Here is a 21,243-nt window from a genome sequence, read left to right on the forward strand (position 1 = left end):
GACACCCCCACCACCGACGCCGCGGACGACGCGCGTCTCGTGACGACCGTCGCGGACGAACACGTCCGCGTCCAGGGCGTCCCCACCGGCCTGTTCATCGGCGGCACCTGGCGTGCCTCGTCGAGCGGGTCCACCTTCGCCGTGCACGACCCGTCGACCGGCGCCGTGCTGGCCGAGGTCGCCGACGCCAGCGCCGAGGACGGCATCGCCGCGCTCGACGCCGCGGCCGCAGCGCAGGAGTCCTGGGCGGCAACGGCCCCGCGCACGCGTTCCGACATCCTCCGCCGGGCCTTCGACCTGGTGCACGAGCACACCGACGACCTGGCGGCCCTCATGTCGCTCGAGATGGGCAAGCCCCTGGCCGAGGCCCGGGGTGAGGTCGTCTACGGCGGCGAGTTCCTGCGCTGGTTCTCGGAGGAGGCCGTCCGCATCACCGGCGACTACCGCACGAACCCCGAGGGCACCGGCCGGGCGATCGTGCTGAAGCGTCCGGTCGGCCCCGTCTACGCCATCACGCCGTGGAACTTCCCGCTCGCGATGGCGACCCGGAAGATCGGCCCGGCGCTGGCCGCCGGTTGCACCGTGGTCGCGAAGCCTGCCGACCTGACCCCGCTGACGACCCTGTTCCTGGTCGAGCTGTTCCGCCGCGCGGGGCTGCCGGACGGTGTGCTCAACGTGATCCCGTCGAGCGACGCCAAGGGACTGTCCGGACCCATCATCGCCGACCCGCGCCTGCGCAAGCTCACGTTCACGGGTTCGACCCCGGTCGGGTCGGCACTGCTCAGGCAGGCGGCCGACAACGTGCTCAAGACGAGCATGGAGCTCGGCGGCAACGCCCCGTTGCTCGTGTTCGACGACGCCGACCTCGACACGGCTGTGGACGCCGCGATGCTCGCGAAGTTCCGGAACACGGGCGAGGCCTGCACCGCTGCGAACCGGTTCTTCGTGCAGGACGGCATCGCCGACGCGTTCGTCGACGACGCCGTCGGCCGGGGTGCGCGGCTCGTCACCGGCGGACACCGGATCGACCGTCCGGGCACGTTCTACGAGGCGACGGTGATCGACGACGTGCAGCCCGGCTCGGAGATCATGACGACGGAGATCTTCGGACCGGTCGCGTCGGTCACGCGCTTCAGCACCGAGGACGAGGGCATCCGGCTCGCGAACGACACCGAGTACGGCCTCGTCGCCTACGCCTTCACGACCGACTTCCGGCGTGGTCAGCGGCTCGCCGAGCGTCTGGAGACCGGCATGCTCGGCCTGAACACGGGCGTCGTGTCGAACGCGGCGTTCCCGTTCGGCGGCGTGAAGTCGTCCGGCCTCGGCCGTGAGGGGGCACATGAGGGCATCGAGGAGTACCTCGAGACCGTCTACGTGCTCACCCCGGACCCGTTCGCCGCCTGAGCCTGCGTGTGGTCCCACGGTGCGGCCGCGGTGGACGCGGCCGCACCGACGCTCACACCAGCAGCTGGTGCTTCGCCAGGTCGCGGTAGAGCGGGGTCGACTGCACGAGCTCGGAGTGCGTGCCGCTGCCCACGACGCGGCCGCGCTCGAGCACGACGATCACGTCGGAGTCGACCACGGTCGACAGCCGGTGGGCGATGACGAGGAGCGTGCGGTCCTCGGCGACGGCGTCGATCGCGAGCCGCATCTTCTGCTCGTTGACCCCGTCGAGGGACGACGTCGACTCGTCGAGCAGCAGGATCGGGGGAGCGGCGAGCAGCGCACGGGCGATGGCCAGGCGCTGCCGTTCCCCGCCGGAGAGCATCACGCCGTCCTCACCGACCTGCGCGTCGAGGCCGCGGGGGTCGCGGTGCAGGACCTCGCCGAGGTTGACCGCCTCGAGCACGCGGACGCAGTCGTCCTCGGTGGCGTCGGGCGACCCGAGCAGCAGGTTGGCGCGGATCGTGCCGGCGAGCACGGGTGCGTCCTGCTCGACGTAGCCGATCTGGGCACGGAGCTCGTCGCGGTCCATGCCGCGCACGTCGATGCCGCCCAGGCGGATGACGCCGTCGGTGGGGTCGTAGAACCGCTCGATCAGCGCCAGGGTCGTCGACTTGCCGGCACCGGACGGACCCACGAGTGCGACGCGCGACCCGCGCGGCACGCGGAACGACACGTCGTGGAGCACCACGTCGTCGACCGGTCGCTCGTCGTCGACGCGATCCGGGCCTCCTGGGTGATCCGCGGCGTCGGACGCGACCGCGCCGTCGGCACCCGAGGCGTCCGCCTGGCCGCGGTACCGGAACGACACGTGCTCGAACGCGATGGCGTCGTCGGTCGCGACCGCCGCAGCCGGCCGGACGGACGCGTCGTCCTGGGACTCGGTCGGCAGGTGCAGGATCTCCTCGATGCGGCCGAGGGCGCCGAGCGCCTGGGCGACGGCGACGACCGCGCCCATCGCCTGGCCGAGCGGCATGATCATCATGAAGAGCAGCAGGATGAACGTGATGAGCGTCGCGATGGTGATGGTGCCGGCCGCGACCTGCGCGCCGCCGACGCCCAGGACGGCGATGAACGCGACCTGCATGACGATGCTCGCGACGGGGACGACGAAGGCGGACATCTTGGCGATGTCGAGCCCCCGCTTGTACGCCTCGGTCGCGTGGCCGTCGACCTCGTGCACCTCGCGCTCGGTCGCGCCGGCTGCACGGATGGTGCGGACCGCGCCGATCCCGCGTTCGACCGCGGCGGTGAGGTCGCCGACCTTCTCCTGCGCGCGCTTCGACGCGACCCGGATGCGACGGCTCAGTCCGCCGACGACGACGATCGCGACCAGGACGATGACCACGACGATCACGAGCAACAGCGGGTCGATGACGGCCATCGCGATGACGGCGCCGACGAACGTCAGCGCGCCGCCGATCGACTCGATGAGCCCCTGGGTCAGGACGGCGCGCAGGAGCGTGGTGTCGCTGCCGACGCGGGACACCAGGTCGCCGGTGCGGCGGGTGTCGAACTCCGAGATGGGCAGGTTGAGGATGCGCGCGATGAGCTTGCGGCGGGTGGAGAGCACCACGCCCTCACCCGCGCGCTGCAGCAGGAAGTGCTGCACGCCGTTCAGCACGCCCGCGATCATGACGAGCCCGACCAGCAGCCACACGAGCGTGCTGAGGGTGTTGCCCTGCTGCACCGCCGTGATCACCTGGTTGACCAGCAGCGGCTGGGCGAGCGACGCCCCCGCGCCGAGGACGCTCAGCACGATGATGACCACCATCGCGGGCTTGTTCTCGAACAGGTAGGACAGCAGGCGACCGAACGTGGCGCGGGGGCCGTCGGAGGTCTTCGGGCGTGCGAAGGGGAAGCTCATCGTGCTCCTAGTTTCTGCCGTACTTCTTGTGCACTGCCTGTCGGCTGACACCGAGCAGCGTCGCGATCTCCTGCCACGATGCGCCGGCGGTGCGTGCACGGCGTGCGGCGAGTTCCTCGGCCCGGTCGAGCTCACGACGCAGCTCCCGCACGCTGGCGAGGGCGGAGAACGGGTCGTCCCCCGAGGCTCCGGCCGCGAGGCTCGTGATGGTCGGTCGGTCCACGCCTGTCAACGTACATTGACGCACCGACACTCGTCAATCTGGGTTGACGAGTGCTGGGTGCGGTGCGCAGACGCCGGCGTCTTCGTTCGACGCCGTCACTCGCGCGAGACGCCGCCGGATTCGGCGGCGTCTCGGCGGGCTTGCGGCGCCTTGCCGGTACGACGGCGTGTTGCGCAGGGCGGGGGCGCGAGGCACGCACACGACGGACGGGAGGCCCGGTGCCAGCTGGCACCCCTCCCTCGCAGGCTCGGTCGGCGCGCCCCGCGCAACGCTTCGCGTCGCTGCTGAGCGGGGGCCTCCCGTCCGTCAGGTGGTCGCCGATCAGGCGTCGGCGATGTCCTTCGACTTCGTCTCGCGCACGAAGAGCAGCGCGACCAGCGTCACGACCGCGGCGATCGTCAGGTACAGGCCGACGAAGAAGATGTCGCCGTCCGGCCGCCAGAGCGCTAGCGCGACCGTCGGCGCGAGCGACGCACCGAGGATCGACGCGACGTTGTAGGCGATGGCCGAGCCGGTGTACCGGACGTTCGTCGGGAACAGCTCGGGCAGCAGCGCACCCATCGGGCCGAAGGTCAGACCCATCAGGGAGAGCCCCACGATGAGGAACGTCACCACCGTGATCGGCCCGCTCGACGCCGCGAACCAGAACTGGAACGTCAGGCCGAACAGCGCGATGCCGATCGTGGTCGGGATGAGGGTCTTGCGGCGGCCGAACCGGTCGGCGAGCAGGCCCGCGATCGGCGTGAAGATCCCGAAGAACACGACGCCGATCATCAGCAGCGTCAGGAACTCACCGCGGGAGTACCCGAGACCGACCTTCGGCACGAGCGCGCTGTTCACGGTGCCGGTGGTGCCGTACTGCAGGGTGAACGTCGTCAGGAAGTAGAAGAGCACGTAGGTGGCGACCATGCCGAAGGTGCCGACGATGACGGCCTTCCACGAGGTGCGGAACACCCGGCCGAGCGGGACCTTCGCGACCGTGCCGGACTCCTGCACCCCGCGGAACACCGGCGACTCGACGAGCTTGAACCGCACGTACAGACCGATGATGACGAGCACCGCGGACAGCAGGAACGGGATGCGCCAGCCCCACGCCTGGAAGTCGGCGTTCGGGGTGCCGTCGGCACTGGCGGGCATCGCCGCGTTGATGGCGATGAACAGGCCGTTCGCGAGCAGGAAGCCGATGGGGGCACCGAGCTGCGGCATCGAGCCGAACACGCCGCGCTTGCCCTTCGGCGCGTTCTCGGTCGCGAGCAGCGCCGCACCGGACCACTCGCCGCCGAGGCCGACGCCCTGGGTGAAGCGCATCACGGCGAGCAGGACCGGAGCCCACACCCCGATGGTGTCGAACGTCGGCAGGCAGCCGATCAGGAACGTGGCCGTGCCCATCACGAGCAGCGACGCGACGAGGGTGGTCTTGCGGCCGATCCGGTCACCGAAGTGCCCGAAGATGATCGACCCGACCGGTCGGGCGAAGAACGCCAGGGCGAAGGTGACGAACGACGACAGCTGCGAGGCCGTCGGGTCCTCGTTGGGGAAGAACAGCGTGGGGAAGACGAGCACCGCGGCGGTCGCGTAGACGTAGAAGTCGTAGAACTCGATCGACGTGCCGACGAGGCTGGCGATGACGACGCGGGAGCGCGGGTTGCCGGCGGGGGCCGGAGCGGAGGTGGGCGTTGCGGGTGCCGGAGCGGCGGTCATGACAGGGCGGGGTCTTCCGTGCTGCGTGCTCCCGGGGGAGAGCACGAGGGTCCGGACGGCGGACACCGATCGGTTCGCGCGGGGTGGCGCGGGCACCGATCGGGTGCGTTCGGCTGAGGGGGACCGCTTGTGACGGAAGCCCGATCATACGACAGATGTCGTCTGGCTGCGAATCAGCCCAGAGTCAGCTGGTCGCGGCCGTCCGTTGCCCGTGCGCGCTCAGGCGCCGGCGCCGGCCCCGGCTTCGAGGTGCTCGGGCAGCTGGTGGCCCATCCGGTCGCGCTTGGTGTCGAGGTACCCGGCGTTCTGCGCCGAGATGCCGACGACGAGCGGCACGAGGGAGTCGACGGTGATGCCGTGCTCCTCGAGCTGGCGGCGCTTCTCGGGGTTGTTCGACAGCAGCCGGACGCGGGTGATGCCGAGGTCGGCGAGGATGCCCGCGGCACCACCGTAGGCACGGGAGTCCGCAGGCAGCCCGAGCGCGAGGTTGGCGTCGAGCGTGTCGAGACCGTCTTCCTGCAGGCGGTAGGCCTTGAGCTTGTTGATGAGACCGATGCCGCGGCCCTCGTGCCCGCGCAGGTAGATCACCACGCCGCCCTCGGCCGCGATGGTGTCGAGCGCCGCGTCGAGCTGGGGGCCGCACTCGCACTTCAGCGAGCCGAAGGCCTCGCCGGTCAGGCACTCGGAGTGCACGCGGACGAGCGCGCCGTCGGCGGGCAGCGAGCCGTCGGGCAGGGCGCCGATGATGGCGACGTGCTCCGCGCTCGTGACGAGGTCGCGGTAGGCGCGCATCTGGAAGGTGCCGTGGGTGGTCGGCACGTTCGTGGACACCTCGAAGTGGACTGGGCTCCCCGGCGTGGGCGAGGTCAGCGCGTCGGTCATGTGGTGCTCCGGTCGTTCGTGGGCCCGTCGTTCCCGAGCCCGGATGTCGCGTCGTGCTGCCGCTGCAGCTGGTGGTCGTGGTGCTGTGTCCGCTGCGGCCGGGCTCGGACCAGCAGGTCGGGGCCGAGGCTGGTGGTCGATAGTACGTCCAACCGGCGACGGTCGGAGATGCTTCCCACGCCCAGGTCGCCGAGGGCCACTCGGGGACCGCCGAGCAGGACCGGGGCGATGTACACGAGGTACTCGTCCACGAGTCCGGCGGCGATCAGCGCCGAGGCGATCGTCGGACCCCCTTCGACGAACACCGAGTGCACGCCGTGCCCACGCAGGGCTCCGAGCGACGTGGCCAGGTCGTGTCCGGGCAGGGCGATGAGTCCGCGCGGGTGCCGGCGGACCGCGGCGTCGTCGGGCACCGGGCGGTCGCCGAGCACCACGGCGAGCGGCTGGTCGGCGAGCAGCTCGCCGGCGTCGCCGCGGGCGGTCAGACTCGGGTCGTCCGCCAGGACGGTGCCGGTGCCGACGAGGATCGCGTCGTGGGCGGCACGCTGCTCGTGGACGTGCTGGCGGGCGGCGGCGCCGGTGATCCACTTGCTCGTCCCGTCGGCAGCGGCGGCACGCCCGTCGAGGCTGGACGCCCACTTCACGGTGACCCACGGGCGACCGAGCCGCACCGACAGGAGCCACCGTTCGAGGAACGCTTCGGCCTGGTCGGCCAGGACCCCGGAGACGACCTGGACCCCCGCTGCGCGCAGTCGGTCGGCGCCGCCGTGCACGTCGGCTCCGGGGTCGTCGATCGCGTACACGACCCGGGCGACTCCGGCGTCGAGCAGTGCCACGGCACAGGGGCCGGTGCGACCGACGTGGTTGCAGGGCTCGAGGGTGACGACCGCTGTCGCGCCGCGGAGCAGCGCCGGGTCGACCTTGGCCATCGCGTCGACCTCGGCGTGCGGGGTCCCGGCACCCTTGTGCCAGCCCTCGGCGAGGACCTCGCCGGTGGGGGACAGGATCACCGCGCCGACGCGTGCGTGGTCGCCGACAGCGGGTCCGAGGGCCGCGAGTTCGAGCCCGCGGCGCATCGCTCGGACCTCGGTGGGTCGTGCCGTGTCGCTCACGGGCCGAGCCTACCGGCGGCATTCGGGTGACGCGTCACCATGGTTGTGAGCGTGTTCAGACGACGGGCCACGGGAGGTCGGAGGCAGGTGCGCCGTCGGCGCGTCGGAGCGCCGTCCACGCCGCCGTGGGGCCCCCGTCCCGGTCCGGCACACGGGCTTCGCCGCGGCCCGTGTACGAGAACCCGGCCGCACGGGCGACAGCCGCCGACGCCGTGTTGCCCTCGTAGCACTCCCAGTAGACGTCCGGGGCGCCCTGCTCGAGCGCCCAGTCGACGACGAGCCGGACGGCGTCGTGCATGATCCCGGCGCCGCGCGCGGACGGCGCGAGCCAGAACCCGAGGTCGCGGCCGGCGGTGCGGTAGCTGATGATGCCCGCGAGCCACGTCGAGCCGGCGGGCCTGATCGCCCAGGTGTACTCACGGTCCGAGGCCCAGCCCGGGCCGACGAGCGCGTCGACGAAGGTGCGGGCGTCCTGTTCGCGGTACGGGTTCGGGACCGTGGTCCACCGGACGATCTCCGGGTCCTGGCAGGCTTCGGTGATCGCCGCGGTGTCGGCGCGGGTGGGCAGGTCGAGCCGGACGCGCGCCGACTCGAGCGTGACGGGCTGCACGCTCAGCCGCGCGACCGCGGGACGAACCCGATGCGGTCGTAGACGCGGGCCAGGGTGTCCTGCGCGATGGACTCGGCACGGTCGGCACCGACGGCGAGCAGGCGGTCGAGCTCGGCCGGGTCGTCGAGCAGTTCGAGCGTGCGGGCGCGGACCGGTTCGAGCTCGGCCACGACGGCGTCGGCGACCTCGCCCTTCAGGTCGCCGTAGCCCTTGCCGGCGAACGACTCCTCGAGCGCGGCGATCGACGTGCCGGTGAACGCCGACAGGATCGACAGCAGGTTCGTCACACCGGGCTTGGCCTGGCGGTCGGCCCGGATCTCGCGCTCGTCGTCGGTGACGGCCGACTTGATCTTCTTCGCGGTGCGCTTCGGGTCGTCGAGCAGGCGGATGAGGCCGTTCTCCGACGCTGCGGACTTGCTCATCTTGCTGGTCGGGTCCTGCAGGTCGTAGATGCGCGCGGTCTCGGTCAGGATCCGCGCCTCGGGCGTGACGAAGGTGTCGCCGAACCGCGAGTTGAAGCGTCCGGCCAGGTCGCGGGTCAGCTCGACGTGCTGTCGCTGGTCGTCACCGACCGGCACGACCCTGGTGTCGTACAGCAGGATGTCGGCGGCCATCAGGATCGGGTACGTGAAGAGCCCGACCGACGCCGCCTCGGCGCCCTGGCGCGCCGACTTGTCCTTGAACTGGGTCATCCGGCTCGCCTCGCCGAAGCCGGTCAGGGTGTTCAGCACCCAGGCGAGCTCGGCGTGTGCGGGGACGTGGGACTGCACGAACAGCGTCGCCTTCGACGGGTCGATGCCCGACGCGATGTACTGCGCGGCGGTGGCCCGGGTGTTCGCACGGAGCTCGGCAGGGTCCTGCGGGGACGTGATCGCGTGCATGTCGACGACGCAGTAGATGGCGTCGTAGTCGTCGAGCAGAGTCCTCCACTGCATGAGTGCCCCGACGTAGTTGCCGAGGTGCAGCGAGCCGGCGGACGGCTGGATGCCCGAGAAGATGCGGGTCTTGGTCATGGTGGTGCTCCGGTGCGTCAGGTGAAGCGAGAGAAGAGGGGTCAGAGTTCGTAGTCGACGACCACGGGGGCGTGGTCGGACCATCGCTGGTCGTACGCCGCAGCGCGGTCGACCGTGTACTCCGTGACCTTCGCGGCCAGGTCGGGCGTCGCCATCTGGTAGTCGATGCGCCAGCCCGTGTCGTTGTCGAAGGCCTGACCGCGCCACGACCACCACGTGAACGGCCCGTCGACGTCACCGGCCTGGGCGCGACCCACGTCGACCCATCCGAGGCCGGGACCCGTGGAGCCGTCGGCGCCCTCGACGGGCTCGCCGTCGGCACCGAAGAACCGCGAGAAGTAGGCACGCTCGCGCGGCAGGAAGCCGGCACGCTTGACGTTGCCCTTCCAGTTCTTGATGTCGCGCTGGTCGTGCCCGACGTTCAGGTCACCGACGACGACCGCGAGCGGGTTGTGCGCCCGGAGTGCGGGCAGCCGCTCGGTCATCGCGTCGAGGAACTTCCACTTCTCGTCCTGCTTGGGGGTGTCGACCTCGCCCGAGTGCACGTACGTCGAGACGACGGTCACGGTGGTGCCGCCGATCTCGTAGTCGGCTTCGAGCCACCGGCCGGCGGAGTCGAAGTCGTCCGGTCCGAGCGCGACGCGGTGGATCTGCGCCGAGTGTCGGGACGCGATGGCCACGCCGGCGCGACCCTTCGCGGTCGCCGGGTCGTGCACGATGTCCCACTCGTCGCCGAGCAGCGCCGTCAGGTCGTCGCTCGACGCGCGCACTTCCTGCAGGGCCAGCACGTCGACGTCACGGGTGGCGAGCCAGTCGCCCATGCCCTTGCGGAAGGCGGCGCGGACGCCGTTCACGTTGACGGATGCGAGGCGCAGGCGTGTCATGCAGAACACCTTATCGGCGGGTGCCGACAGCCCTGGACGCCCCCGACGGACGGACGGGAGGCACGGTGCCAGCTGGCACCGTGCCTCCCGTCCGCCCTGTGGTCGCGTGCAGGACGCGACCTGCGCGATCAGGCCGCGTCGTGGTCCGTCCCGAGGAACTCGACCAGGCTGTCCGCGGTGGTCTCGGCGTCGTCGCCCGAGACGGTGAGGGTGACCTCGTCGCCGTGCTCGATGCCGAGTCCGAGCAGGGCGAGGATGCTGCCGGCGTTCCCGGACTTGTCGCCCTTGGCGATCGTGACCTGGTGCCCCGACGCCGTCACGGTCTGGACGAAGAGGGAGGCGGGGCGAGCGTGCAGGCCGGATGCGCTGGCGACGGTCACGGTGCGGGTGGCTTCGGACATCGATGTACTCCTGTCGACGGGTGGTTGGCTCATGCTAGCGAGCGCTGGGTGGGCGGGAACGGGGCACGGTCAGGCTCGGCCGGGCCAGAAGACCTCGGTGCCGGCGGCCTCGACCTCGCGGACCAGGTCGAGGTTGACGGCGGGGTCGGTGATGATCGTGTCGATCGCGGCGAGCGGGGCGACGCGTCCGAACTCCTCGCGGCCGAACTTGGTGTGGTCGGCGAGCAGGATGCTCCGCCGTGCGGACTTGATCATCGCGCTCTTCACGGCGGCCTCGGCCACGTTGTGGGTCGTCAGGCCGCGCTCCGGCGTGATGCCGTTGATGCTGATGAAGGCGACGTCGACGCTGACCATGCCGATGAGCTGGTGCGTCCACGTGCCGACGCCGGCCAGCGAGTCGCTGCGGATGTTGCCGCCGAGCAGGTGCAGGTCGAGGCCCGGGCGGTTCGCGACGGCGGTGGCGACCGGCAGCGAGTGCGTGACGACCGTCAGGCCGCGGTCGGTCGGGAGCATCTCGGCCAGGCAGATGGTCGAGGTGCCGGCGTCGATCATGATCGAGCCGTTCTCGGGCAGTTCCGCCAGGGCGGCCTCGGCGATGACCATCTTCTCGGTCTGGTTGATGCCGCCGCGGTCACCGACGCCGGGGTGCAGGGTGATGCGCTCGACCGGGATCGCCCCGCCGTGCGCGCGCCGGACGAGGCCGCGGCGCTCGAGGCTCGTCAGGTCGCGGCGGATGGTCTCGGGCGTGACGGCGAGCAGCTCGGCCAGGTCCTTGACGTCCACCCGGCCCTGCGCGCGCGCCTGCTCGACGATGCGCTGGTGGCGTTCTGGTGCGTACATCGGACCTCGTCGTCTCGGGTCGGAACGGAACGGACATGTTCGGGCGCGACATCCGTGATGTCGGTGCCGTCGGTCGATCCGCCAGACGCAAACGGGCATCTGTTTCTGTATTTTTATCCCCGGATGTGTTTGTTTGTCAACGCTGATCGGGGTAGTGTGCTGATCAGCCGCACGGGCGTGGTCTGTTCCCGTGCCGCGTGTACCGAACGATCCACCCCACCGCAAGCGCGTGTGAGATGAAGGAGTCTCGAATGTCCGAACTGCTCGGCACCGGCGTCGGCCGTGGCGTCGCCCACGGCCCCGTGCTCCGGATGGCTGACCCGCTCGGCGAACCGTCGAAGGATGCCCTGGTGGGTTCTGCGGACGACGCGAAGCAGGCCGTGCACGACGCACTCGCCGCCGTGGCGGACGACCTCAACAAGCGCGGACAGCTCGCCGGTGGCGACGCCCAGGCCGTGCTCGAGGCCCAGGCGCTGATGGCGCAGGACCCGACGCTGCTCGACGACGTGCACGCCCGCATCGACGGCGGCACGAACGCCGAGCGTGCCGTGTACGAGGCCTTCGCACAGTTCCGCGACCTGCTCGTCGGCATGGGTGGCTACATGGGGGAGCGCGCGGCCGACCTCGACGACGTCGCCCAGCGCATCATCGCCAAGCTCCGCGGCGTGCACGCCCCCGGTGTCCCCGAGTCGGACACCCCTTTCGTCCTCGTCGCCCGCGACCTCGCACCGGCCGACACCGCCCTGCTCGACCTCGACAAGGTCCTGGCGCTCGTCACCCGTGACGGCGGCCCGACCTCGCACACCGCCATCCTCGCCCGTGCCAAGGGCATCACCGCAATCGTCGGTGTGACCGGTGCGGACGACCTGGTCGACGGCCAGTCCGTCGTGGTCGACGCCATCGCCGGCACGGTCGTGACCGACCCCGACGCCGCACTGGTCGCGGACGTCGAGCGCCGCATCGCCGACCGCCTCGCCGCCGCAGCGGCACCGCTCACCGCCGGTGCCCTCGCCGACGGCCACGTCGTGCCCCTGCTCGCGAACCTCGGCAGCCCCGCCGACGCCGCCGGCGCCGTTGCTCTCGGTGCGGAGGGCGTGGGGCTCTTCCGCACCGAGTTCCTCTTCCTCGACTCGCCCAAGGCCCCCACGGTCGACGAGCAGACCGAGTCGTACCGCCAGCTCCTCGCGGCGTTCCCCGGCAAGAAGGTGGTCGTGCGTGCGCTCGACGCCGGCGCCGACAAGCCGCTGCCGTTCCTCACCGACAAGGACGAGGAGAACCCCGCCCTCGGGCGCCGCGGTCTCCGTGCCCTGCGGAACCACCCCGAGGTCCTGCGCGACCAGCTCACCGCGCTCGCCCAGGCCGACGCCGCGACCGAGGCCGACCTGTGGGTGATGGCCCCGATGGTCGCCGACGCTGAGGAGACCGAGTACTTCGTCACCCTGGCGCGTGAGCTGGGCATCCGCACCGCGGGCGTCATGGCCGAGGTGCCGTCGCTCGCGCTGATGGCCGACCAGGTGTTCCAGAACGCCGACTTCGTGTCGATCGGCACGAACGACCTGACCCAGTACACGATGGCCGCCGACCGCATGCTCGGCACCGTCGCGTCCTACCAGGACCCGTGGCACCCCGCCGTCCTGCGCCTCGTCGCGCAGCTCGGCACCGCGGGCGCGACCGCCGGCAAGCCCGTCGGGATCTGCGGCGAGGCAGCAGCCGACCCGCTGCTCGCCGTCGTCCTGGTCGGTCTCGGCGCCACCACCCTCTCCATGACCCCCGCGGCCCTGGCCGACGTGCGCGCCGAACTCGGTCGCTACACGCTCGAACAGGCCCGCGAGATGGCGACGGCGGCACTCGCCGCGAGCACGGCGGCGGCCGCGAAGTCCGCTGCCGCGTCCGCGGTGCACGCCGCCTGACCCACCACTCCCAGCACCACCCTCCCAGCACCACGCAGCAGCTCCACCACACAGAAAGTCACCGCACATGACAACGTCGTCCGTTGCAGCGCCCGACGCACCCGCGAAGTCGCGGGGCGGCGCACGCGTCGCCGTTCAGAAGTTCGGCACGTTCCTCTCCGGCATGGTCATGCCCAACATCGCGATCTTCATCGCGTGGGGCATCATCACGGCCTTCTTCATCCCGGACGGCTGGACGCCGGTCGCAGCCCTCGGCGGGTCCCGCGACGGCAGCGTCGTGGGTGTCGTCGGCCCGATCCTGACGTACCTCATCCCGCTCGCGATCGCGTTCCAGGGTGGCCGCATGGTCTACGAAACCCGCGGTGCAGTCGTCGGCTCGATCTTCGCGATGGGCGTCATCCTCGGCTCCGACTCGACGATGATCCTCGGTGCGATGATCTGCGGGCCGCTCGGTGCGTACATCATCAAGCAGCTGGACCGTCTCTGGGACGGCAAGATCAAGCCGGGCTTCGAGATGCTGGTCAACAACTACGCCGCCGGCATCCTCGGGTTCGGGTTGTTCCTGGCCGGGTTCTTCTGGCTGTCGAAGGTCTTCACCGGGATCGCGACCGCACTGGGTGCAGCCGTCGAGTTCCTGATCAACCACTCCCTGCTCCCGCTCGCGAGCGTCTTCATCGAGCCGGCGAAGGTGTTCTTCCTCAACAACGCGATCAACCACGGCGTGCTCGACCAGCTCGGCGTGGACCAGGTCAAGGAGTCGGGCAAGTCGATCCTGTTCCTGCTCGAGGCGAACCCCGGCCCCGGCCTCGGCCTGCTGCTGGCGTTCACCATCTTCGGTGTCGGCATCGCTCGTTCGACCGCCCCCGGCGCGATCATCATCCAGTTCTTCGGCGGCATCCACGAGATCTACTTCCCGTACGTGCTGCAGAAGCCGGTCATGTTCATCGCGGTGATCCTCGGTGGCGGCACGGGCGTGCTGACGAACGTCATCTTCAACTCCGGCCTGACGGCACCTGCGTCCCCCGGGTCGATCTTCGCGGTGTTCCTGAACACGCCGCGGGACAGTTTCCTCGGCGTCATCCTGTCGGTCGTCCTGTCCGCGGCAGTCACGTTCGCGGTCGCGTCGTTCTTCCTCCTCGCCACCCGCAAGCGTGACCGCGAGATGGGCAACGACGGCGACATGAGCGCCGCGATGGCGAAGCTCCAGGCCAACAAGGGCCGCGACGTCAACGCCGCGACCGCCGGCCTGCTCGGCAACAACTCCCCGGCCAACGAGGAAGAGGCCGAGGCCTCCCTCGGCGGCGTCGGCTCGGCGAGCACGGCGACGGCGACGAAGGTCCAGAACCTGGTCTTCGCCTGCGACGCCGGCATGGGCTCCAGCGCCATGGGCGCCAGCGTCCTGCGCAACAAGATCAAGAAGGCGGGCATCGAAGGGGTCACGGTCTCCAACAAGGCGATCGCGAACCTGTCCGGTGACGAGGACCTGATCATCACGCAGGAAGAGCTGACGGACCGCGCGAAGCAGAAGAACCCGAACGCGCAGCACGTGTCGGTCGGCAACTTCATGAACGCGCCGCAGTACGACCAGGTCGTCGAGCAGCTGAAGAACCAGTAACGCCACAACCAGTAACGAAGTGCAGTATCGGAGGGGACGGGGCTGACCCGTCCCCTCCATCACGTCCTCAACACAAGGAGAACCCCCGATGCCCGTCCTGCAGGAGAGCCAGATCCGCATCCACACCGAGGACACCGCGCCGACCAAGTCTGAGGCGATGAAGGAGGCGGCCGAGATCCTCGAAGCTGCGGGCGCGGTCACGGCCGACTACTACCCGGCGATGCTCGAGCGCGAGAAGAGCGTGTCCACCTACATGGGCAACTTCCTCGCGATCCCGCACGGCACCAACGACGCGAAGGACGCCATCAAGTCGTCCGCCCTGTCGTTCATCCGCTACGCCAGCCCGATCGACTGGGACGGCAACCCCGTGCGCTTCGTCGTCGGCATCGCCGGCGTGAACAACGAGCACCTCGACATCCTGTCGAAGATCGCGATCGTGTTCTCCGACGAGGACGAGGTCCAGAAGCTCACCGACGCCGCCGACACCGCCGCGATCCTGGCGATCCTGGGCGAGGTCAACGAGTGAGCACCAGCACCGCCGTCCACTTCGGCGCCGGCAACATCGGCCGTGGCTTCGTCGGGCTCCTGCTCCACCAGGCCGGGTACGAGGTCGTCTTCGCCGACGTCGCCGCCCCGCTCATCGACGCCCTGGCCGCAGCCGACTCGTACACCGTGCACGAGGTCGGGTCCGGCGCCCAGGACCACGAGGTCACGGAGTTCCGCGCGCTGAACAGCGCGCAGGACGAGGACGGCGTGGTCGCCGAGATCGCCACGGCCGCGATCGTCACGTGCGCCGTCGGCCCGAACGTCCTGAAGTTCATCGCCCCGGTCATCGCACGCGCGCTGGTCGCCCGTGACGCGGACGCCGCACCGATCGCCGTGATGGCATGCGAGAACGCCCTGAACGCCACGGACCGCCTGCGCGAGTTCATCGTCGCTGCCCTGCCCGAGGACGGCCGCGACGCCGCCCTGGCGAAGGCCGTGTTCGCGAACACCGCCGTCGATCGCATCGTGCCCGCGCAGCCCGAGGGCGGCGGACTCGACGTGACCGTGGAGACCTACTTCGAGTGGGCCATCGACCGCACACCGTTCGGTGGGAACGAGCCGGAGATCCCCGGCGCGCACTACGTCGACGGCCTCGCCGCCTCGATCGAGCGCAAGCTCTTCACGGTCAACACCGGACACGCCACCGTCGCGTACCACGGCTTCGTCGCCGGGGCCGACAAGATCTCGGACGCCATCGCGATCCCCGCCGTGCGCTCCGAGCTCGAGTCCGTACTCGCTGAGACGAGCGATCTGCTGGTCCGCCGGCACGAGCTCGACCCCGAGGTGCACCGCGCCTACGTGCAGGCGATCATCGGCCGGTTCGAGAACCCGCACCTGCCCGACACGGTGACGCGCGTCGGCCGACAGCCGCTCCGCAAGCTGTCGCGTGACGAGCGGTTCGTCTCGCCCGCCGCAGCGCTGGCTGAAGACGGCACCGAACCGACCGCGCTGCTCGACGCGATGGCAGCTGCGCTCCGCTTCGACGTCGCGGACGACGAACAGAGCGTCGAACTGCAGGCCCTCCTGGCCTCGGACACGTCGGACGCCGACGTGGCCACGCAGATCACCGGTCTCGGTGCGGAGCACCCGCTGCACGCCGCGTTCGCCGACCGGATCCGGTCCGCACGCGCCTGACGACGTCAGCACCGACGAACGGGAGGCCCGTCACCAGCTGGTGACGGGCCTCCCGTCCGTCCCGGGGCCGCGACGCGTAGCGTCGCCCGCATGACGAAGTACTGGGTGGCCCCACGGTTCGGCGGCAGCGAAGTCCTGGAGTACGTCGACACCGAGGTGCCGGCGCCCGGCCCCGGCGAGGTCACGATCGCCGTCCGCGCCGCCGGCATGAACCCTGCTGACACGAAGCACACCCGCCAGGGCGACCCCGCGGACCTGCCGATCGCCGTCGGGTACGAGGTCGCCGGTGTCCTGTCCGCCGTCGGCCCCGACACCGAGATCGCGTCCGGCGGGGGAGTGGTCGGCGACGAGGTCCTCGCCTTCCGCATCAGCGGCGGGTGGGCCGAGTCGGTCACGGTGCCCGCTGCCGACGTCTTCGCGAAGCCCGCCGCGCTCGGTTTTGCGGAGGCCGCCAACCTGCTCCTCGCCGGCTCGACCGCCGCCGACATGCTCCGCGTCACCCGCGCCGAGGGGCGCGACACCGTCCTGGTGCACGGCGCCTCGGGCGCGGTCGGCGTCAGCCTGCTCCAGCAGCTGCGGCTGCTGGGCACGCGCGTCATCGGCACCGCGTCGCAGCGTGGTGCGGACGTCGTGCGACGCTTCGGTGGCGAATGGGTCGCGTACGGCGACGGCCTGGAGGCGCGTGTCCGTGATCTCGCCCCCTCCGGCATCGACGTGGCACTGGACTGCGTCGGCACCGACGAGGCCGTCGACGTCTCGCTCGCGTTGGTCGCGGACCGGTCACGGATCGTGACGATCGCCGCGCAGGCGCGGGCCGCATCGGACGGCATCGCCGCCGTGGGTGGGGCGCAGCCGGCCAGCAAGGCGTTCCGGGACTCGGTGCGGCAGCGGCTCATCGACCTCGCCGGTGCCGGAGGGCTCGAGGTCCCGGTCGCGCGGACGTTCCCGTTGTCCGAGGCGAAGGCGGCGGCGGAGTTGCTGGAGTCCGGGCACCCCGGCGGCAAGCTCGCCCTCCTGCCCTGACGCGAGACCGAGCCGGGTGTCGTCCCCGCGGATGACGCTCGCCGGCTCGGGGGAGTGCCACACTCTGTGTGGACCGACAGCCCGCGCCGGAAGGAACGCACGCATGAGTGACCAGTACCCACCCAGGGACCCGTACGGGCAGCAGCCGGGTCAGTCCGGCCAGCAGCAGTGGGGGCAGCCGGGTCAGCAGCCTCCAGGGCAGTACGGGCAGCCCGGTCCGGCTCAGCCGAGTGGTGGGAGATCCGAGCCGCCGCTCTGGGCGCCCTGGTACGGCATCCCCTTCCCCCAGGCGTTCCTGCGGTTCTGGAAGAAGTACGTGCGCTTCGACGGTCGGGCCAGCCAGTCGGAGTACTGGTTCTGGGCGCTCTGGTACCTGATCGGCTCGGCGGCCGCCGGCATCATCGGCAGCGGGTTCGACGTGTTGCCGTTCGTCAACGACGGCTCGGACGGACTCGGCAGCCTCTGGAGCCTCGCCTGCGCCCTCGGGTTCATCGCGTTGACCGTGCGCCGGCTGCACGACGTGAACCTTAGCGGCATGTTCGCGCTGTTCTTCATCATCCCGCCCATCGGCATCCTGTTCTCGTTGATCATCGGCCTGATGTCGACGAACCCGCAGGGGCAGCAGTACGACCGACCGCAGCAGGGGTAGCGCGGCGGATCGGCCCTGCCGCCCGCTCGGGAGTTCTGGTTGACTCGGACGTGTACATCAGCCAACACTCGAGGGGGACCACGTGAGCGACCAGTACCCGCAGGATCCGAACAACCAGCCGAACGCCCAGTTCGGTGGCACGCCGCAGTACGGCCAGCAGCCGCCGACCGGGCCCGACGGGGAACCGCCGCTGTGGGCACCGTGGTACGGGATCTCGTTCGGCAAGGCCGTCGGCCGCTTCTTCAAGAAGTACGCGACCTTCAGCGGTCGCGCCAGCCGGAGCGAGTTCTGGTGGTGGTACCTGGCCAACGGGATCATCGGCATCGTCCTCGGCATCCTGTACGGCATCGGCATCGCCACCTCCGAACGCTCGACCGTGTCGATGTCGACTGCGACGTCCACCAGCGTCCAGTCGACCGTCACCGAGCCGTCCGCCCTCTTCGTCATCGTCGGCATCGTCGCCCTGCTCTGGGGCCTGGCGATCATCGTCCCGACGCTCGCCCTCGGCTGGCGCCGACTGCACGACGCGAACCTCCCCGGTGCGCTGTGGATCATCGCGCTCTTCGTCGGCATCGTCGGCATCGTCTTCGGTCTGCTGCCCTCGAACCCGCAGGGCGCGCGGTACGACCGTCCGCAGGGTGTCCGATGACCGAGAGCACGCAGCAGTGGACGCCCGCGGAGCAGACCGGTCAGTCGACCGGCGCCGCGGGCGTCCCGCCGCGATGGGCTCCGTGGTACGGCATCTCGTTCCCGAAGGCCATCGCCCGCTTCTTCGCGAAGTACGCCACGTTCAGCGGTCGTGCGAGTCGGAGTGAGTTCTGGTGGTGGTTCCTGGCGAACACGATCGTCACCGGGGCCCTGGTGACCATCGGCGCCGTCATCCGCCTCACCACGCTCAACGCCCGGACGGTCGACTACTACGGCACTGCGTACCAGGTGGTGGACCCGGTCCCGCCGATCTTCTGGGTGGTGCTCGTCCTGCTGGTGCTCTGGGGCCTCGCGACCCTGGTGCCGTCGCTCGCCCTGGGCTGGCGACGCCTGCACGACGCGAACCTGTCCGGTGCACTGTGGATCATCGCGCTGTTCATCGGCGTCGCCGGTGTCGTCTTCGGACTGCTGCCGTCGAACCCGCAGGGCGCTCCGTACGACCGTCCGGACACGAGCCGATGAGCAACGACGGGACGCCGCAGTGGGGCCAGCCGGGCGGCGACCAGCCGCAGGGGCAGCCCGGGTACGGGCAGCAGCCTGGGTACGGGCAGCAGCCGGGCTACGGGCAGCAGCCCGGGTACGGGCAGCAGCCTGGGTACGGGCAGCAGCCTGGGTACGGGCAGCAGCCGTACGCCCAGCCCTACGTCGACCCGTACCCGCAGTTCGCGCAGCCGATCCCGCTCGGGCCTGATGGCACCCCGCCGCTCTGGGCGCCGTGGTACGGCATCGGGTTCCTCGATGCGTTCACGCGGTTCTTCAAGAAGTACGCCCGGTTCGACGGGCGCGCCAGTCGGAGTGAGTTCTGGTACTTCGTCCTCGCCAACGCCATCGTGACCATCGTGTTGTTCGGCGGGTTCTACGCCGTTCTGTTCGCGACGGTCGGGGCGAGTAGCGGCGTCGACGAGTACGGCAACCCCACGGGGAGCAGCGCTCCGTCGCCGTTCGCCTTCGTGCTGCTCGGCCTCTCCTTCCTGTGGTGGCTCGCCACGATCGTGCCGGGCATCGCGCTGGGCTGGCGTCGCGTGCACGACGCGAACCTGGCAGGCCCGTTCTGGCTGATCGCGCTGTTCGTCAGCGCGGCTGCGATCGTGTTCGGCTGCCTGCCGTCGAACCCGGCCGGCGCGCAGTACGACCGCCCTGACCTGCGGTAGCTCCACGAACGAGAACAGCCCACCCCACGCATCGAGCGCAGGGTGGGCTGTTCTCGTTGGACGGTCAGACCACCCGGAGACGGACGAGCGCGCCGTCGACGACCAGGTCGCGCACGGTGGCGGACGGGTCGGCGATCTGGAAGCGCAGGGCACCGCCCGGCTGCTCGAACCACGGCTGGACGAAGCGGACGTTCACCAGGAACGGCCGGTCGACGACGTAGCGGTGCGTCTCGGGCGACGAGGTCACGTGCGGCGGCAGCGAGCGGCTGGGCAGCGGGGTGTCGAGCGGGTGGAGCAGGTAGCCGTCCGGGCCACCGATGCGGTCGACGGGGACGCCGGCCGGGATCTGGATGGTCAGGCCCTGTTCGCCCGCCTGGGAGACCTGCTGCGCGAGCTGCGGGTAGGTCGACGCCGCACGGTCACGGAGCCCGTCGAGCTCGTGGCGGGGGATGTCGCGCGGCTGCGGGAACGGACGGTTCAGGAACCGGCGCAGCATCTCCACGGCGTCGTCCTCGCCCGTCGCCTGCGCGAGCCGACGAGCCGTGCCGTAGTCGACGACCTCGAGCGCGTAGTCGGAGGCGTCGGTCTGGACGATGCGGAGCGCCCCCTCGACCGGCGGTTCGTGCAGGGTCTCACCGGGGAGCTGCACGTACCGGGTCGTGTAGCCGAGCTGGTCGAGGATGGGGCGGGTGTCCGCGAACGTCATGGTCGGGAGCCTATCGGTCGGCGTGGTGCGGAGCTTGGACGGAGCCGGGACTACGCCCGACCCCGCATGATCGCCTGCTTGACCTCGGAGATCGCCTTCGTCACCTGGATTCCGCGAGGGCACGCGTCGGTGCAGTTGAAGGTTGTCCGGCAGCGCCAGACGCCTTCCTTGTCGTTGAGGATGTCGAGACGGACGTTCGCGGCGTCGTCGCGGGAGTCGAAGATGAAGCGGTGGGCGTTCACGATCGCGGCGGGGCCGAAGTACTGCCCGTCGGTCCAGAACACCGGGCAGGACGACGTGCACGCCGCGCAGAGGATGCACTTCGTGGTGTCGTCGAACCGGGCGCGGTCGGCGACGGACTGCACACGCTCCTTGCCGGGCGTCGGGGCCGACGAGGACTGCAGGAACGGCTGCACCTCGCGGTAGCTCTGGAAGAAGGGCTCCATGTCGACGACGAGGTCCTTCTCGAGCGGCAGGCCCTTGATCGCCTCGACGTAGATCGGCTTCGAGACGTCGAGGTCCTTGATCAGGGTCTTGCACGCCAGACGGTTCCGACCGTTGATGCGCATCGCGTCGGAGCCGCAGACACCGTGCGCGCAGGAACGCCGGAAGGTCAGCGACCCGTCCTGCTCCCACTTGATCTTGTGCAGGGCGTCGAGGATGCGGTCGGTCGGCAGCATCATGACGTCGAAGTCCTGCCAGCGCGGCTCGTCGTCGACGTCGGGATCGAAGCGACGGACGATGACCGTGACGGAGAAGGATCCGGGAGGGGCGTCCTGCACGGTGTCGGTGCGGGGTGCTTCGGAGACCAGGGTGTCGGTCATC

General features: G+C 70.6%; 21 protein-coding genes and 1 pseudogene. 10 read left to right on the forward strand and 12 right to left on the reverse strand.

What is annotated here, in order from left to right; translation table 11 throughout:
* The first annotated feature begins 39 nt into the window (after positions 1-39).
* On the forward strand, positions 40-1,404 hold the full coding sequence (locus ASF75_RS09470; protein ID WP_056071068.1) for an NAD-dependent succinate-semialdehyde dehydrogenase: 1,365 nt from the start codon (positions 40-42) through the stop codon (positions 1,402-1,404).
* Between the two features lie 52 nt (positions 1,405-1,456).
* Here ASF75_RS09470 and ASF75_RS09475 read toward each other — a convergent pair whose 3' ends face one another.
* The 10 genes and pseudogenes from ASF75_RS09475 to ASF75_RS09520 form a co-directional block, all read right to left on the reverse strand.
* Positions 1,457-3,310 carry an ABC transporter ATP-binding protein gene (locus tag ASF75_RS09475; protein WP_017888717.1) on the reverse strand — a complete coding sequence of 618 codons (1,854 nt, stop codon included), beginning with the start codon at positions 3,308-3,310 and terminating at the stop codon, positions 1,457-1,459.
* A gap of 7 nt (positions 3,311-3,317) precedes the next feature.
* Positions 3,318-3,533: a helix-turn-helix domain-containing protein gene (locus tag ASF75_RS09480; RefSeq protein ID WP_017888718.1), complete on the reverse strand. Its 216-nt coding sequence runs from the start codon at positions 3,531-3,533 to the stop codon at positions 3,318-3,320.
* A gap of 321 nt (positions 3,534-3,854) precedes the next feature.
* Entirely contained in the window at positions 3,855-5,234 is a 1,380-nt protein-coding gene (locus ASF75_RS09485; RefSeq protein ID WP_056070778.1) for an MFS transporter, read from the reverse strand.
* Positions 5,235-5,453: 219 nt separating this feature from the next.
* Positions 5,454-6,083, reverse strand: a pseudogene (gene ribA, locus ASF75_RS09490) (GTP cyclohydrolase II); the annotation flags it as partial.
* A gap of 29 nt (positions 6,084-6,112) precedes the next feature.
* Positions 6,113-7,192, reverse strand: coding sequence for a bifunctional diaminohydroxyphosphoribosylaminopyrimidine deaminase/5-amino-6-(5-phosphoribosylamino)uracil reductase RibD (ribD, locus tag ASF75_RS09495; RefSeq protein WP_235517607.1), 1,080 nt, complete (start codon positions 7,190-7,192; stop codon positions 6,113-6,115).
* A 91-nt stretch (positions 7,193-7,283) separates the two neighbouring features.
* A complete protein-coding gene (locus tag ASF75_RS09500; RefSeq protein ID WP_052481769.1) occupies positions 7,284-7,838 on the reverse strand; it encodes a GNAT family N-acetyltransferase in 555 nt (184 codons plus the stop codon).
* Positions 7,839-7,840: 2 nt separating this feature from the next.
* Positions 7,841-8,851, reverse strand: coding sequence for a tryptophan--tRNA ligase (gene trpS / locus ASF75_RS09505; protein ID WP_056070784.1), 1,011 nt, complete (start codon positions 8,849-8,851; stop codon positions 7,841-7,843).
* Between the two features lie 41 nt (positions 8,852-8,892).
* Positions 8,893-9,735, reverse strand: coding sequence for an exodeoxyribonuclease III (locus ASF75_RS09510; protein ID WP_017888724.1), 843 nt, complete (start codon positions 9,733-9,735; stop codon positions 8,893-8,895).
* 128 nt (positions 9,736-9,863) lie between these two features.
* A complete protein-coding gene (locus ASF75_RS09515; protein ID WP_017888725.1) occupies positions 9,864-10,136 on the reverse strand; it encodes an HPr family phosphocarrier protein in 273 nt (90 codons plus the stop codon).
* A 69-nt stretch (positions 10,137-10,205) separates the two neighbouring features.
* Positions 10,206-10,976 (reverse strand): DeoR/GlpR family DNA-binding transcription regulator, encoded by a 771-nt coding sequence (locus ASF75_RS09520; protein WP_017888726.1) that lies wholly within the window; start codon positions 10,974-10,976, stop codon positions 10,206-10,208.
* A gap of 251 nt (positions 10,977-11,227) precedes the next feature.
* Here ASF75_RS09520 and ptsP point away from each other — a divergent pair, with 251 nt between their 5' ends.
* The 9 genes from ptsP to ASF75_RS09565 all read left to right on the forward strand — a co-directional run bounded on the left by ptsP (position 11,228) and on the right by ASF75_RS09565 (position 19,712).
* The gene (gene ptsP, locus ASF75_RS09525; RefSeq protein ID WP_017888727.1) at positions 11,228-12,886 is read left to right on the forward strand and encodes a phosphoenolpyruvate--protein phosphotransferase; all 1,659 of its coding nucleotides are present in this window, start codon (positions 11,228-11,230) and stop codon (positions 12,884-12,886) included.
* Between the two features lie 67 nt (positions 12,887-12,953).
* The gene (locus ASF75_RS09530; protein WP_056070787.1) at positions 12,954-14,501 is read left to right on the forward strand and encodes a PTS mannitol transporter subunit IICB; all 1,548 of its coding nucleotides are present in this window, start codon (positions 12,954-12,956) and stop codon (positions 14,499-14,501) included.
* A gap of 88 nt (positions 14,502-14,589) precedes the next feature.
* A complete protein-coding gene (locus ASF75_RS09535) occupies positions 14,590-15,027 on the forward strand; it encodes a PTS sugar transporter subunit IIA (RefSeq protein ID WP_017888729.1) in 438 nt (145 codons plus the stop codon).
* A complete protein-coding gene (locus tag ASF75_RS09540; protein WP_056070791.1) occupies positions 15,024-16,181 on the forward strand; it encodes a mannitol-1-phosphate 5-dehydrogenase in 1,158 nt (385 codons plus the stop codon). The genes ASF75_RS09535 and ASF75_RS09540 overlap by 4 nt, the downstream gene beginning before the upstream one ends.
* Positions 16,182-16,271: 90 nt before the next feature.
* The gene (locus ASF75_RS09545; RefSeq protein WP_056070794.1) at positions 16,272-17,204 is read left to right on the forward strand and encodes a quinone oxidoreductase family protein; all 933 of its coding nucleotides are present in this window, start codon (positions 16,272-16,274) and stop codon (positions 17,202-17,204) included.
* A 103-nt stretch (positions 17,205-17,307) separates the two neighbouring features.
* On the forward strand, positions 17,308-17,853 hold the full coding sequence (locus tag ASF75_RS17350) for a DUF805 domain-containing protein (RefSeq protein ID WP_082509586.1): 546 nt from the start codon (positions 17,308-17,310) through the stop codon (positions 17,851-17,853).
* Positions 17,854-17,935: 82 nt separating this feature from the next.
* Positions 17,936-18,502, forward strand: a complete 567-nt coding sequence (locus ASF75_RS09555; protein WP_017888733.1) for a DUF805 domain-containing protein — start codon at positions 17,936-17,938, stop codon at positions 18,500-18,502.
* Entirely contained in the window at positions 18,499-19,023 is a 525-nt protein-coding gene (locus tag ASF75_RS09560; protein WP_056070796.1) for a DUF805 domain-containing protein, read from the forward strand. Before ASF75_RS09555 ends, ASF75_RS09560 begins: the two co-directional genes overlap by 4 nt.
* Positions 19,020-19,712, forward strand: a complete 693-nt coding sequence (locus ASF75_RS09565; protein ID WP_056070800.1) for a DUF805 domain-containing protein — start codon at positions 19,020-19,022, stop codon at positions 19,710-19,712. Before ASF75_RS09560 ends, ASF75_RS09565 begins: the two co-directional genes overlap by 4 nt.
* 64 nt (positions 19,713-19,776) lie before the next feature.
* Here ASF75_RS09565 and ASF75_RS09570 read toward each other — a convergent pair whose 3' ends face one another.
* Both ASF75_RS09570 and ASF75_RS09575 read right to left on the reverse strand, forming a co-directional pair.
* Positions 19,777-20,418, reverse strand: a complete 642-nt coding sequence (locus ASF75_RS09570) for a TNT domain-containing protein (RefSeq protein ID WP_031260557.1) — start codon at positions 20,416-20,418, stop codon at positions 19,777-19,779.
* A gap of 50 nt (positions 20,419-20,468) precedes the next feature.
* Complete coding sequence (locus tag ASF75_RS09575; protein WP_017888736.1) at positions 20,469-21,242, reverse strand: succinate dehydrogenase iron-sulfur subunit; 774 nt, start codon at positions 21,240-21,242, stop codon at positions 20,469-20,471.
* Between the last annotated feature and the right edge of the window lies 1 nt (position 21,243).

This window comes from Curtobacterium sp. Leaf154 (genome assembly GCF_001424595.1).
Classification (GTDB): domain Bacteria; phylum Actinomycetota; class Actinomycetes; order Actinomycetales; family Microbacteriaceae; genus Curtobacterium; species Curtobacterium poinsettiae.